The 13,778-nt window shown below is 44.7% G+C and carries 13 protein-coding genes and 2 pseudogenes; 4 read left to right on the top strand and 11 right to left on the bottom strand.

Translation table 11 applies throughout. The features are described 5' to 3' along the window. The 3 genes and pseudogenes from comP to C1T29_RS18485 form a co-directional block, all read left to right on the top strand. Positions 1 to 1,321 (top strand): annotated as a pseudogene (comP, locus tag C1T29_RS18495) (two-component system sensor histidine kinase ComP); the annotation flags it as partial. Between the two features lie 80 nt (positions 1,322 to 1,401). Further along, a pseudogene (comA, locus tag C1T29_RS18490) lies at positions 1,402 to 2,045 on the top strand (two-component system response regulator ComA). Positions 2,046 to 2,063: 18 nt separating this feature from the next. Next, complete coding sequence (locus C1T29_RS18485; protein WP_069150216.1) at positions 2,064 to 2,444, top strand: hotdog fold thioesterase; 381 nt, start codon at positions 2,064 to 2,066, stop codon at positions 2,442 to 2,444. Positions 2,445 to 2,482: 38 nt separating this feature from the next. On the opposite strand, the gene mnhG is transcribed toward C1T29_RS18485, so the two are convergent. The 7 genes from mnhG to C1T29_RS18450 are packed head-to-tail and all read right to left on the bottom strand — an operon-like array spanning position 2,483 to position 8,251. Continuing rightward, the gene (gene mnhG / locus C1T29_RS18480; protein WP_014665188.1) at positions 2,483 to 2,857 is read right to left on the bottom strand and encodes a monovalent cation/H(+) antiporter subunit G; all 375 of its coding nucleotides are present in this window, start codon (positions 2,855 to 2,857) and stop codon (positions 2,483 to 2,485) included. Next, positions 2,841 to 3,125, bottom strand: a complete 285-nt coding sequence (locus tag C1T29_RS18475; RefSeq protein ID WP_003228814.1) for a Na(+)/H(+) antiporter subunit F1 — start codon at positions 3,123 to 3,125, stop codon at positions 2,841 to 2,843. The genes mnhG and C1T29_RS18475 overlap by 17 nt, the downstream gene beginning before the upstream one ends. Continuing rightward, positions 3,125 to 3,601 (bottom strand): Na+/H+ antiporter subunit E, encoded by a 477-nt coding sequence (locus C1T29_RS18470; protein ID WP_014665187.1) that lies wholly within the window; start codon positions 3,599 to 3,601, stop codon positions 3,125 to 3,127. Before C1T29_RS18470 ends, C1T29_RS18475 begins: the two co-directional genes overlap by 1 nt. Positions 3,602 to 3,606: 5 nt before the next feature. Beyond that, on the bottom strand, positions 3,607 to 5,088 hold the full coding sequence (locus tag C1T29_RS18465) for a Na+/H+ antiporter subunit D (RefSeq protein ID WP_103750154.1): 1,482 nt from the start codon (positions 5,086 to 5,088) through the stop codon (positions 3,607 to 3,609). Then, complete coding sequence (locus C1T29_RS18460; RefSeq protein ID WP_003220730.1) at positions 5,081 to 5,422, bottom strand: Na(+)/H(+) antiporter subunit C; 342 nt, start codon at positions 5,420 to 5,422, stop codon at positions 5,081 to 5,083. Before C1T29_RS18460 ends, C1T29_RS18465 begins: the two co-directional genes overlap by 8 nt. Then, entirely contained in the window at positions 5,422 to 5,853 is a 432-nt protein-coding gene (locus C1T29_RS18455) for a Na(+)/H(+) antiporter subunit B (RefSeq protein ID WP_014665185.1), read from the bottom strand. The genes C1T29_RS18460 and C1T29_RS18455 overlap by 1 nt, the downstream gene beginning before the upstream one ends. Beyond that, the gene (locus C1T29_RS18450; RefSeq protein WP_095431802.1) at positions 5,846 to 8,251 is read right to left on the bottom strand and encodes a Na+/H+ antiporter subunit A; all 2,406 of its coding nucleotides are present in this window, start codon (positions 8,249 to 8,251) and stop codon (positions 5,846 to 5,848) included. The genes C1T29_RS18455 and C1T29_RS18450 overlap by 8 nt, the downstream gene beginning before the upstream one ends. 230 nt (positions 8,252 to 8,481) lie before the next feature. On the opposite strand from C1T29_RS18450, the gene C1T29_RS18445 reads away from it, so the two are divergent. After that, positions 8,482 to 8,697 (top strand): hypothetical protein, encoded by a 216-nt coding sequence (locus tag C1T29_RS18445; RefSeq protein WP_040081973.1) that lies wholly within the window; start codon positions 8,482 to 8,484, stop codon positions 8,695 to 8,697. A gap of 34 nt (positions 8,698 to 8,731) precedes the next feature. Here C1T29_RS18445 and maeN read toward each other — a convergent pair whose 3' ends face one another. The 4 genes from maeN to nupO form a co-directional block, all read right to left on the bottom strand. After that, positions 8,732 to 10,078 carry a sodium/malate symporter MaeN gene (gene maeN / locus C1T29_RS18440; RefSeq protein ID WP_014665182.1) on the bottom strand — a complete coding sequence of 449 codons (1,347 nt, stop codon included), beginning with the start codon at positions 10,076 to 10,078 and terminating at the stop codon, positions 8,732 to 8,734. A gap of 152 nt (positions 10,079 to 10,230) precedes the next feature. Continuing rightward, entirely contained in the window at positions 10,231 to 11,190 is a 960-nt protein-coding gene (gene nupQ, locus C1T29_RS18435; RefSeq protein ID WP_069840238.1) for a guanosine ABC transporter permease NupQ, read from the bottom strand. Continuing rightward, entirely contained in the window at positions 11,191 to 12,237 is a 1,047-nt protein-coding gene (nupP, locus tag C1T29_RS18430) for a guanosine ABC transporter permease NupP (RefSeq protein WP_095431801.1), read from the bottom strand. It lies immediately after the preceding gene. Beyond that, positions 12,230 to 13,762, bottom strand: a complete 1,533-nt coding sequence (gene nupO / locus C1T29_RS18425) for a guanosine ABC transporter ATP-binding protein NupO (protein ID WP_103750153.1) — start codon at positions 13,760 to 13,762, stop codon at positions 12,230 to 12,232. The genes nupP and nupO overlap by 8 nt, the downstream gene beginning before the upstream one ends. Between the last annotated feature and the right edge of the window lie 16 nt (positions 13,763 to 13,778).

Genomic DNA, 13,778 nt, shown 5'->3' with positions numbered 1-13,778 from the left:
TACTAATTCCGTTCGGGTTAGTATACCAATTCGTAGCCAATAAGATGTTTGATATAGAGTTTATCTTAGGAAGAATGAGATACTATGCTCTACTCGCCATGATACCAACTCTTCTAATAGTTGGTGCATTAGTTCTGTTTGATGTAATGGACATCCAGATGAACCCTGTGCGTCAAACTGTATTTTTTTTCGTTGTCATGTTCGCTGTCTTTTATTTTAAAGAGGTCATGGATTTTAAATTTCGGTTAAAACGTTTCTCCGAAAAATTCAACAAGTTTTTAAAGAACTGAAAAATACTATACTGGATGTTTTGCTTGTAAGCAAAGCTTATACCTTTGAGGTTACTCCTGATCAAAAAGTGATATTTTTAGATAAGCATGAAATTGGACCGGACTGGCATTTTTATCAAGAGGAATTTGAAAACGTAACTTCAGAAATCGGGAAAATTATTGAAGTCAATCAGGGTTTTCTTATGAAAGTTGGTGAACGAGGCGGAAGTTCTTATGTTCTGCTTTGTTTATCCAATATTAACACTCCTCGGCTAACACGGGATGAGATATCATGGTTGAAAACACTGTCTTTTTATACAAGTGTGTCCATGGAAAATGTCCTGCATATTGAGGAGCTCATGGAACATTTGAAGGACTTAAAACAAGAGGGAACCAACCCCATCTGGCTGAAAAAGCTAATGTTTGCAATCGAAGAAAAACAGCGTTCAGGACTCGCCCGCGATCTCCACGATTCGGTTCTTCAGGACTTGATTTCCTTAAAACGCCAGTGTGAGCTGTTTTTGGGTGATTTTAAAAAGGATGACAATCCGTGCCGTGAAGAAGTGCAGGACAAGCTTGTACAGATGAATGAGCAGATGTCAGATGTGATTTCGATGACGAGGGAGACGTGTCATGAGCTGAGGCCGCAGCTTCTGTATGATCTTGGATTGGTGAAGGCGCTGTCGAAGCTGGTGGCGCAGCAGCAGGAGCGGGTTCCGTTTCATATCCGTTTAAATACCGGCAGATTTACGGCTTCCCTTGATCTGGATTCGCAGCTGAATTTATACCGGATCATTCAAGAGTTTCTGTCTAATGCGGTCAAGCACTCTCAGGCGACGGATGTGCTGATTATGCTCATCAGTATACAAAACAAAATTGTTCTTCATTATGAGGACGATGGCGTAGGGTTTGACCTTGAAAAAAATACTGAACATTCCATGAGCATGGGGCTTTCTGGCATTAAGGAGAGAGTCAGGGCTTTAGATGGGCGCCTTCGGATTGAAACGAGTGAAGGAAAGGGCTTTAAGGCTGATATTGAAATCGAATTGTAATGGATTTATAACGGAAACGACTTGGCACAGGCCAAGTCTTTTTTATAAAATGGAAAAGAGTGAGTAAAAGGGAGGAAAACATGAAAAAGATACTAGTGATTGATGACCATCCGGCTGTCATGGAAGGCACCAAGACAATTTTGGAAACGGATTCGAATTTGTCTGTTGATTGTCTCAGTCCTGAACCGAGTGAACAGTTTATCAAGCAGCATGATTTCTCGTCATATGATCTCATTTTAATGGATCTGAATCTGGGCGGCGAGGTCAATGGGATGGAGCTTTCTAAACAGATTTTACAAGAGAATCCTCATTGTAAAATTATCGTGTATACCGGTTATGAGGTCGAGGATTATTTTGAGGAAGCGATTCGTGCGGGTCTGCACGGTGCCATCAGCAAAACGGAATCTAAAGAAAAGATCACCCAATACATATACCACGTACTCAACGGAGAAATTTTAGTCGATTTTGCTTACTTTAAACAGCTGATGACTCAGCAAAAACAAAGCCGGCTCCTTCCTCTCAAAAAGAACAAGATGTGCTCACACCTAGAGAATGCCTGATTCTGCAAGAAGTTGAAAAAGGATTTACAAACCAAGAAATCGCAGATGCCCTTCACTTAAGCAAGCGGTCCATTGAATACAGCCTGACATCGATTTTCAATAAGCTGAATGTCGGTTCCCGGACGGAAGCGGTTTTGATTGCGAAATCAGACGGTGTACTTTAAATGTTGGGGGTGTAGATGATGGATATGAAGCATACATTGCTTGAAGCGCTTGGTATTGAGATTGTTGAAAACACTGCGGAACGATGCGTTGCGGTCATGCCGGTGGATCATCGGACGGTACAGCCGTTCGGATATTTGCATGGAGGCGCTTCAGTGGCCCTGGCGGAAACCGCGGCGAGCGCAGGTGCACAGAACCTGATTGATCATACAACGCAAGCTTGTGTCGGTTTGGAGATTAACGCCAACCATTTAAAATCTGTTAAGGAAGGAACGGTAAAGGCGGTAGCCGAGCCCGTTCATATAGGCAGAACGACGATTGTCTATCATATTCACATATATGACGAGCAAGAGAGGCTAATCTGTATATCCAGATGCACGCTGGCTGTCATCAAGAAATAAAAAAACAGCCGGAACTCTGCCTGTCCGGCTGCTTATTTTTATAAATAAGAATCCTTTTTTCGTTTTATCACAAAGTTTCTGATTCCGTTATAGTCATCCTGTACACTTCTCTCATCAAGCTTGACGCCGGAGTTATACGCAGCACGGCAGATCAAGTGTCCGCCGATAGGCGACGTAATAAAGATAAAGAGAATTCCAAGCAGGATTTTTGCGGAGAGTTCCCCTGACACAAACCACAAATAAAAGAAGACACCGAGCAGAATCATATTGACCCCCAATGTTGAGCCTTTAGAAGCAGCATGAGAGCGTGTAAACACATCTGGAAGGCGAAGCACTCCGAATGATGCAATGAGGCATACAAGAGCGCCAAGCAATATGAATACAGCCACAACGACCTTAGCGGTTTCGATCATTTTCGATAATCTCTCCTTTCTCCAGGAACTTGGAAAATGCGATTGTTCCGATAAATGATAAAATCCCCAGCAGCAAAATAATGTCCAAAAACGCACTTGTTTTCAGCAAAATGGAGACAAGCGCCGTGATCGCGATCAGATTGATGCCGATAGCATCCAGAGCCACGACCCGGTCGGGCACAGTCGGCCCTTTAATGACACGAATGACATACAAAAAGGTAGACACTGCCATAATGCCGAGCGCGATTTGCAGGATCAGCGTAAACATCAGCGGCTCACCTCCTGTATGGCTTTTTCAAAAGACTCCCGAATATCAAAAATCGCTTTTTCCGCATCCTCGATATCCATTGCATGAATATAAAGTATTGTTCTGTCATCAGAAATATCCATCACCAAGGTTCCCGGCGTTAATGTAATGAGCAGGGAAAGCAGGGTGATTTCCCAATCTTTCGTCAGTTCAGTTTTAAAAGCAAAAATGCCCGGTCTGATATTCATTTTTGGTGATAAAACGGATTTCATCACGCTGACATTGGCAAGGTACAGTTCCTTTATAAAAATGAAACAGAGCTTGATGATAGAAAACATTTTCCATAGATAAAACTGGCGAGTGAAAAAGCGCCGGAAGAAAAAGAGAGAGAGCATTCCCAGAATATAGCCTGTAATGAATCCTGCGGCGCTTGGACTGTTGCTTAAGAACATCCAGCAAAAAGCGAGAAACACATTTAATAAAATTTGAAATGCCATGCGATCTACTCCTTCAGAACAGCTTCAATATATTTTTCCGGATTCAGCAGCGTCTCGGCCGCTTGATCAACGTAAGGCGACACCCATTCTGTACCCAATCCGAAGAGAAGAGACAGCAAGAGAAAAATAGCTGCCGGATAAAGAAGTCCTTTAGCTGTTCGATGATTTGGTTTTGGCGTTTCTTTTTCTTCGCCCCAAAACGCATGTATAAAGATCCGCAGCACAGAGTACAGGACAAGCAGACTCGAAAGCAGAATCAGCATGGATATCGTAAATTCACCTTCTGCGAAGCCGCCCTCCGCAATTTTAAATTTGCCGACAAATCCGCTCAGTGGCGGAATGCCAGCAAGAGAAATAGCGGAAATGAAAAACATCCATCCAAGAACAGGATAGCGTTTAATCAGTCCGCCCATTTTATGCAGGCTCGCAGTTCCAGTCAATGCGATCAGCGTGCCCGCCAGCATAAACAAAGCGCCCTTAATTAGCATATCGTGAATCAGATAGTAAATGGCGCCTTGAATGGATGCGGGGGTGTGTACTGCCACACCAAACAAAATCACGCCGACAGCGGTAATAATGTTATAGATCACAATTTTCATGACATCTGAATAAGCGAGTGAACCGATTACACCGAAAATCACAGTCAGCGCCGCCAGCCAAATCATCAGCTGATGGGTAAAGGCTGTATCGCGAATAAAAATTAATGTGAAAACCCTCGTAATCGCATATAATCCGACTTTTGTCAGCAAAGCGCCGAACAATGCGGAGATTGCCGCCGGAGGCGCGTAATAAGAGCCTGGAAGCCAAAAGTAGAGGGGGAAGATTCCGCCCTTCATGCCAAATACCAAAAGCAGCAGGACACCAATCACAGTGATCAGCCCGGTTTGTCCTGATTCAGTGATTTTTACGCTAAGATCCGCCATGTTTAACGTGCCTGTTACCGCGTATAAAAACCCGACACCTATGACGAACAGGGCAGACGATACGATATTAAACACAATATATTTAAGGGATTCCCGCAGCTGAATTTTTGTGCCGCCTAATACAATCAGCATATAGGAAGCAATGAGCAGAAGCTCAAAAAATACGTACATATTAAATAAATCGCCTGTTAAAAACGCTCCGCTGACGCCGGCAAGCAAGAACTGCACGCCGGAGTAATAAAAGGAACGTTCACGTTTTTCACCGACGGAACGGAAGGAATAAAGCCCAACCAATAAACCGATGACCGCTGTTGTGAGAACGAGCAGGCTGGCGAATTGGTCTGCGACGAGCACAATGCCGTACGGCGCTTTCCAGCCGCCTAAGCTAAGTGTTTGGATACCTTTTGTGAAGACAGTCTGTACGAGTATGCCGCTGATCACAATCCCGATAGCCGATGCCGCAGTGCTGAAGACCCGCATGAGCATAAGATTTTTCGTCATGAAAATCAGCAGAATGGCCGACAGAAGCGGGATCAGGATTGGCAAAATAACAAAATTATTCATGTTGATCATTTCCCCTCATTTGATCCATATCGTCCGATTTCAATTCCTGATAAGCGCGAAAGGCCATGACCAGAATGAATGATGTAACGCCAAATGAAATGACAATTGCCGTCAAAATCAGGGCTTGCGGAAGCGGATCGACAAATGATTTGGCATGCTCGCTCAATATCGGAGCGGCGCCTTTCTTTAATCCTCCCATAGTCAAAAGCATTAAATGAACGCCATGGCTTAACAGTGCTGTTCCGATAATGACGCGAAGCAGGCTTTTAGACAGCAGCAAATACGTAGCAGCCATAAAAATAATACCGGCTAATACAGCCATTAAGATTTCCATTATTCTTCCTCTCCAATCGTTTGAATAATGGTCATCGTAATGCCTACGACAACAAGATAAACGCCTAAATCAAATATCGTCGCCGTGGCGAGCTCCGTTTTCCCAAAGATCGGCAGCTGAAAGTATCCGAATGTGTGGGTTAAAAAAGGAGCCCCGAAGACAAAGGAGCCAACGCCTGTTAATACAGCGAGCAGAAGGCCGGCCCCCGCGACATAAATGAAATTAACCGGCAAAAGGGAACGCACGGTTTTTAAATCATATGCCAGGAGCAATAGAACGATGGAAGAGGACGTGATCAGTCCGCCGACAAAGCCTCCTCCGGGCGCGTTATGCCCTGATAAAAATAAATAGAAAGAGAAAAGCAAAATGATAAAGGATACAAGTTTTGTCGCAGTCTGAAGAATTAAGTCATTTGTTTTTTGTTCATTCACCGCTTTTCCCCTCCTCTTTTACTTTTGTTTTAATCATGCTGTAAATGCCGAGAGCGGCTATTGTTAATACCGTAATTTCAAACATTGTATCAAATCCCCTGAAATCAACGAGGATGACATTGACGACATTGTCCCCTCCGCCGAGATCGTGGCTGTGTTTTACAAAGAAGGATGCAATGCTGTCTTTTGTCCGCTGGCTTGAGGATGCGATGCCGAGCAGAGTAACGATCGTCCCGACTCCTAAAGAAATGATAAAATTCGTCATCCGGAACGTTCTCGTTTTTGTTTTCAATCTCAGTTTCGGCAAATGATAGAAGCAAAGCAGAAACAGTGCCACAGAAATCGTTTCAATGACAAGCTGAGTCAATGCCAAGTCCGGCGCTCTGAAAATGACAAAAAACAATGCAAGCGCATAACCGACAACACCAAGTGAAATGATCGCCGTCAGTCTTGACCTGGCAAAAACAGTCGCCACTGTGGCGCTGATCATGACAAGCGTCAAAATGATTTCGTATACGCCGATTTTAGCCATGCCTTCTGTTGTAAAGGAAAATCCGCCTTTGATGACAAAAGCTCCGCCCATCAGAATGATGAAACCAGCGAAAATATACAGCAAATAATCCCTTAAAAACCCGGTCATATATTGTTTTGTGACCCGGTAAGAGCCTTTCTCCATCAGTGTCAAAAGCTTATCGTATAACCGGTTGAGTGTAAGTTTTGAAGGAAACAGCTTATAGATTCCCTTCCACTTATTCAGCGACAAATAACCGATTGTTCCGATCACAACAATACCCGCAGTCATGAGCAATTCCGTTGTAACCCCATGCCACTGTGAAATGTGAACGTGGAATTTCTCATGTCCGTCCAGCAGTGTCGGATAGATTGAGTTCATCGCAGGCTCTATCAGGCTGTACGACAAGATATTTGGGAAAAAGAAGAGACTGACAGCCAAAGCGACAAGAATGACCGGCGATACGAGCATGCCGACAGGCGCTTCGTGAGCCGGTTTTTCAAGCTGCTCAGGCTGGTAATTTCCTCTGAATGTTTTAAACAGCAATTTCATGCTGTACATAAACGTAAATACACTTCCGATCCAGGCGAGAACAGGGAACAGAATGCCCCATGTCTGCACGTTGAACAGATCAAAATGTGCTACGCGAAGCATGCTTGTGAAAAACATTTCTTTACTCAAGAATCCGTTAAACGGCGGAAGTCCGGCCATTGAAAATGTTCCGATTAAAGAAATGGTAAACGTAATCGGCATAATCGCCATCAGGCCGCCTAGCTTTCGGATATCCCGTGTGCCTGTTTCGTGATCGATAATCCCGACTGCCATAAACAAGCTTCCTTTAAAGGTAGCATGGTTGATTAAATGGAAAATGGCAGCCATGGCGGCAACTGTATAATATTCTGTATGGCCGTAATGAAGGGCTGCAGCGCTGGCTCCGAGCATAGAGATGATCATACCGAGCTGGCTGACGGTTGAAAATGCCAAAATCGATTTTAAATCAGTTTGTTTCACGGCATGGAATGAGCCCCAAACCATCGTAAAGAGCCCGACGAGGGATACGATCCAAAACCATTGGGCTGAAAAGGCGAAAATTGGACTGAATCTCGCAATTACATAAATGCCGGCTTTTACCATAGTGGCTGAATGGAGATAAGCGCTGACAGGCGTCGGAGCTTCCATCGCATCAGGGAGCCAGATGTAAAAAGGGAATTGCGCGGATTTCGTAAATGCACCTAATAAAATGAGAATCATAGCCGGGATAAACAAATCGTGGCCGGCAATTAATTGAACCTGATGAATCATCTCTCTAATACTGAAGGAATCCGTTATCAAATAAAGGAGAATAAATCCGCCAAGCATGCACAGCCCGCCGCTGACCGTAATCAAAAGTGATTTGGCAGCGCCGTAGCGCGACTTTTCTCGCTTATACCAATAGCCGATCAGCAAAAAGGATGAAAGGCTTGTAAGCTCCCAGAACATGTAGAGAACCATGACATTGTCTACAAGGACAACGCCGAGCATGGCGCCCATAAACATCAATAAGTAGACATAAAAGGGCCCAAGCTGTTCTTTTTCTTTCGATAAATAAAAAATACTGTAAAGAGTGACCAAAGAGCCGATGCCTGTGATCAGCAAGGCGAATAATAACCCGAGGCCGTCTATATAAACGGTAAAATTAATGCCGAGTGAAGGAATCCACTCTAATACCGACCGAAGTGTTTCTCCAGATTGTGTCATCCTGATCATGGGGAGAAAGTATATAAACAGCAAGACGGGCAGGACTAACACAAACCAGCCCGTATGCACTCTTTTTGCGTATTTTGCCAAGAATGGAATGATAAAAGCAAATAAAAAAGGCGATAAAATAGCAAAATGTAAGAGCTGCAAAGTAAGACCTCCTTTTTCTCGTTCTCAATTGAAAAATGCGCTATGTATGAAATATACGGTCAAACGACCTAGTCCAAATTATATCGCACTTTTCTGCAAGCTGCCACGCTTCGAACTGCTGAAATTGATTTTTATGAGTTCTTTTGACCTCAAAATAAGTCTAACAAAAAAGAGGTTATTTGTATATTTAAAATCATTCCTGATCAAGCTGAATGTAAGGAGCTGGTCATGTGAAAAGAAAAATAGTGATGTGCTCAGGTTTATTCTGCTCAGTATTTACAGGGGCATTCATGTTGAATCAATATGACGGGCGCAGCGGTGTGGCTGCTCGTGATGAGTGGGAGCTGTATTTACTGGAGCATCACCTGTCAGCCAGAATGAGTGAGACGGAATCAAAGGATCTGCCGTTTGGTCCGCGAGAGTATATTCGGATTGTAAATAGATAAAAAAGAGTTCCGTATAAAACGGAACTCTTTCTGTTTATGAAGTGAAAAAACGAAGCAGAACTGTCGCGCAAATCACTGTGCCTGCACCGCCGAGACGTGTTGAAATTTGGGCAAACGGCATAAGGCCCATTCTTCCTGATGCTGATAAAATGGCAACATCACCCGTTCCGCCGAGACCGCTGTGGCAGCAGGTAACGATTGCGGATTCAACCGGGTACATGTTCATCAGCTTGCCCACAAAATATCCAGAACTAATCATCGCGATTACAACTGATATACAAATGATGACAAACGGAATAGAAATCACAGACGCCACGTCATCCAACGGAATAAAGAGGATGCCGAGACCGACCATGAGCGGCCATGTAAAGCTTGAAGAAATAAACTTATAAAGCTGGTAAGCGCCTTCTTCCATTTTTTTCGGAAGAATATTCGCATACTTGACAGCCGCAGCTGAAATAATCATTAAGATCGCGCCTGGGATGAAGATGAATTTCTCCAATAACCCGCCGAAAATAAAGAATGTACACGCGAGCAGAACTCCAGCTCCCATGAGTTTGAAATCAATTTTTGCTTCGGCTTCTTTTTGATTAAAAATCTCATTTGCTTTTTTAGATTTTACGAGGCGTCCGTTCCCATTAAGATCTGGACGCTTATCACCAAGCTTTTTCATTAAGGCTGCACATATGATAGCAAAAACGTTTCCTATAATAGCGGCTGGGACCAGCTGAGACACAAACACATCAGCGGATGAGCCCAGTATTTGTGAATAGGCGATTGAAAGCGGCAAAATTCCTTCACCTATTCCCCCGGCAATAATCGGGACAACCACAAAGAAAAAGGAATCATAAGCACTGTAGCCAAAAATAAATCCGACAAGAATGCCTGCTGCAACGGCCGCGATCGTTCCTGCAACCAGTGGAACGAACATTCTGATAAACCCCTGAATTAAAACAATTCGATTCATACCGAGGATACTTCCCACTACAAGGCAAGCGATATAGAAATAAAGGAAATTAGACGTTTTCATCAAGTTGGTTACAGCGTCTAAAGATGTTGAATTCAGTACATTGTAAAAGACTAAAAATGAAGGAACAAATAAAGATAAGATAGCAGGGCCGCCAATATCCTTCAATATCGGTATACGTTGGCCTATGTCTCCAAGAAATACACCAAGAATCATGATGATGGCAAACCCGCCAAGCATATTTACCGGCAGCTCATTGTAATAGGCTGCAAGAATAATAATAACAGCTAATACTGTGTATAATGGCAGAGGAATCACACCGATTTCCCAAGCCCAGATTTTTTGAAACAGGTTTTTCCCCTGTGGGTCTTTTTGCTCAGGTGAAATTGTCCCTGTTTTTGGAATTGCTCCCATGTCATACACCCCCATGTATTGTTTGTTACAGTCTACAAGAAAGCGCTAACACTTAATATTTTTTTAAGTTAAAAAACCAATAAACAATTAAATTAAGGGGGTCTTTTGAATTATAAAAAACCCTGAGAAGCGTCTTCCCAGGGGAGAATGTTTTATCTTTTTCCTTTAATATAAGGCACACCATTAGCTTTTGGCGCATCTGCCCGCCCGATAAAGCCGGTTAAAGCGAGAATCGTTAAGACATAAGGAGCCATCAGCATATACACATTTGGTATGTCTTTAAAGAGAGGGAGCAGCGATCCAATGATGCTTAAGCTTTGGGCGAATCCGAAAAACAGGGCGGCCCCCAGCGCCCCAATCGGATGCCATTTTCCAAATACAAGCGCTGCCAGTGCGATAAAGCCTTGTCCGGAGATGGTAGAGTGCGTAAAATCAAGCGCAATCGTGGAAGCATATACGCCGCCGCCGAGACCGCCAAACAATCCGCTGATCATCACGCCGATATAGCGCATTTTATATACGTTGATTCCCATCGTATCGGCTGCCATCGGATGCTCTCCGACAGAACGGATACGGAGGCCGAACGGCGTTTTAAACAGGATAAACCAAGAAAGAAAGGCAAGTGCTATTGCAAGAATAGACGTATAATAAACATCCGAAAAGAAGATCTTTCCCAAAACAGGGATATCGCCCAAGCCAGGAATTTTTGTCTTATAAAAAGGCTCTGGGATTTTGTCTGTCTGCGCTTTGCCGTAGATCAGCTTGACGATAAATAAAGTTGCCCCAAGCGCCAGCATGTTAATGGCGACACCGCTGACTGTCTGGTCGGCGCGAAATGAAATCGCCGCTGCCGCGTGAATCAGTGAGAACAGTACGCCTGCTGCCATGGCGGCGAGGAGTGAAAGCCATGGTGCGGAGGCACCTAATTCCTGACCTAAAAATAAATTAAATAACACGCTGGTGAACGCCCCGATAATCATGAGGCCTTCTAGACCGATATTCACAACACCTGATCTCTCGGAAAACACGCCGCCGAGAGCAGTTAAAATAAGCGGGGCCGCATAAACGAGTGTGGCTGGGACAATGATAGATAAAATCTGCACAAAGTCCACTTAATTCGCCCCCTTTTTCTTCAATTTGCCCATGACAAAACGAATCGCATAGCTTGAAGCCACAAACAGAATAATAATGGCAATCACAATGTCGACAACCTCTGATGGGACGCCTGATTCAATCGGCATATTTAACGCGCCGATTTTCAGCCCGCCAAGCAGGCATGCCGCCAGTACAACGCCGATGGCTGTGTTTCCCCCGAGAAGAGCGACCGCGATACCATCAAAGCCTACGCCGGTAAATGCGCCTTTCACTGCTGCGTATTCGAATGTTCCCAGGCCTTCCATAGCTCCGGCAAGTCCTGCAAAAGCACCGGAGATAAGCATGGAGGTCATGATATTCTTTCGCACGCTCATGCCGGCATACTGGGAAGCGTGCTGGTTAAACCCGACAGCCCGGAGCTCAAATCCCTTTGTTGTTTTGTTGATGATAAACCACATGATAACTGCTGCGAGAAGGGCAACGATGATTCCCAAATGCAGCCGTGAGTAATCGGTGATCTGTTCAAGAATCGGAGAGCGGAGGGAGGCGGATTCTTGAATTTTTCCCGTCTTATCTTGATGATCTGTCAAGACGTTTGAAATGATGTAATTGGTCATATGCAGTGCGATATAATTCATCATAATGGTGACAATGACTTCATGAACATAGAAGCGCGCTTTCAAAACGCCGGGAATAAAACCCCATAATCCTCCTGCAGCTGCCGCTGTAAGCAGTGCGAGCGGCAAGTGGATATATGCTGGTCCGTCAAACGCCGTACCGACCCAAACAGCTGCTGTCCAGCCGACGAGCAGCTGGCCCTCCACACCGATATTAAAGAGTCCGGTTCTGAATGCAAAAGCCACAGCCAATCCGGATAAGATATAAGGCGTAATTTGCCGGATGGTTTCACCGACATAATAGATTTCTCCGAATATCCCATTCCACAAAGCTGAATATCCGCTGATCACACTGTAGCCGCTCGCAAGCATAATCAGCGCTCCGGCCGCAAGACCGAGAATGATTGCGATGAGCGGCACGAGTAAATGAGAGAGTCGTTTAACCATTTGCTTTCCCCGCTTCCTTTTGCGTGCTTCCTGCCATCAAGAGACCTAGCTCCTGTTCGGTGGTGTCCTGCGGATTGACACTGGCGATAATGCGTCCTTCAAAAATAACGGCGATTCTGTCACTGAGATTCATAATTTCTTCAAGCTCAAACGAGAGGAGAAGAACGGCTTTCCCGGCATCACGCTGTTCAATGAGCTTTTTATGGACAAATTCAATGGCTCCGACATCAAGGCCTCGAGTCGGCTGGGCGGCGATTAATAAATCAGGATTTCGGTCTACTTCCCGCCCGATAATCGCTTTCTGCTGGTTTCCGCCTGACAATGCCCGCGCGTGTGTGTATTCATCCGGCGTTCTGACGTCGTACTCGCTGATCAGGCTGCGCGCTTTTTTGTACATTTCGCCTTTATGTAAAACGCCCAATGCTGAATACGGCTTTTTGTAATAGCTTTGCAGCACGATATTCTCTCCGATTGGAAAATCAAGGACGAGACCGTGCTTATGGCGATCCTGAGGAATATGTCCGATTCCGGATTCAGTGATTTTTCTTGGCGTCAGGTTTTGGATCTGTTTTCCGTTTAAGGTGATGGTTCCTGAATCTGTTTTGCGGAGTCCTGTTATCGCTTCAATCAGCTCCGATTGCCCGTTTCCGTCGACGCCGGCTATGCCGAGTATTTCTCCAGCTTTGACTGAAAGCGACAAATTCCTGACCGTCTCAAATCCGCGGGTATCCTTTACAGTGATGCCGTCAATCGCAAGCACTTCCACTCCCGGCTGAGCAGCTTTCTTTTCGGTTTTGAACGATATCTCGCGGCCAACCATTAGACTGGCGAGTTCGTCTTGGTTTGTATCACGGACATCAAGGGTTTTGATGCCTTTTCCTTTGCGGATAATCGTAACGCGGTCACAAATCTCCATAATCTCTTTCAGCTTATGGGTGATTAAGATGATAGACTTCCCTTCATTGACCAGGTTCTTCATAATTTGCATCAGTTCCTTGATTTCATGTGGCGTCAAAACAGCCGTCGGTTCATCAAAAATGAGAATGTCGGCACCGCGGTAGAGGGTTTTTAATATTTCTGCGCGCTGCTGCATACCGACTGATATGTCAGCTACTTTTGCTTCAGGGTGGATCTGCAGGCCGTATCGATCGGAAATGTCCTGTACCTCTTGGACTGCACGCTTCCGGTCAATTCTGCCAAACTTTTTTGGCTCTTTCCCGAGAATAATATTTTCAGCAACTGTAAAGGTGTCAACAAGCATAAAGTGCTGGTGCACCATTCCAATACCAAGGTCATTCGCTTTGTTCGGGCTGTTGATGTGCACCTTCTCGCCGCGCACCCGAATGTCACCTCGCTCCGGCTGATATAGCCCGAAAAGGACATTCATCAACGTTGATTTCCCCGCTCCGTTTTCACCGAGCAACGCATGTATTTCACCTTTTTTGACTTGAAGATTGATATTGTCATTGGCGACGATACCAGGAAACTCTTTGCGGATATTGAGCATTTCAATGACATATTCCATTGATTGACCGCTCCTT

Source organism: Bacillus sp. MBGLi79, from assembly GCF_002953915.1.
Note: the sequence above shows the minus strand (reverse complement) of the source record. Positions and strands in the feature narration are given on the sequence as shown.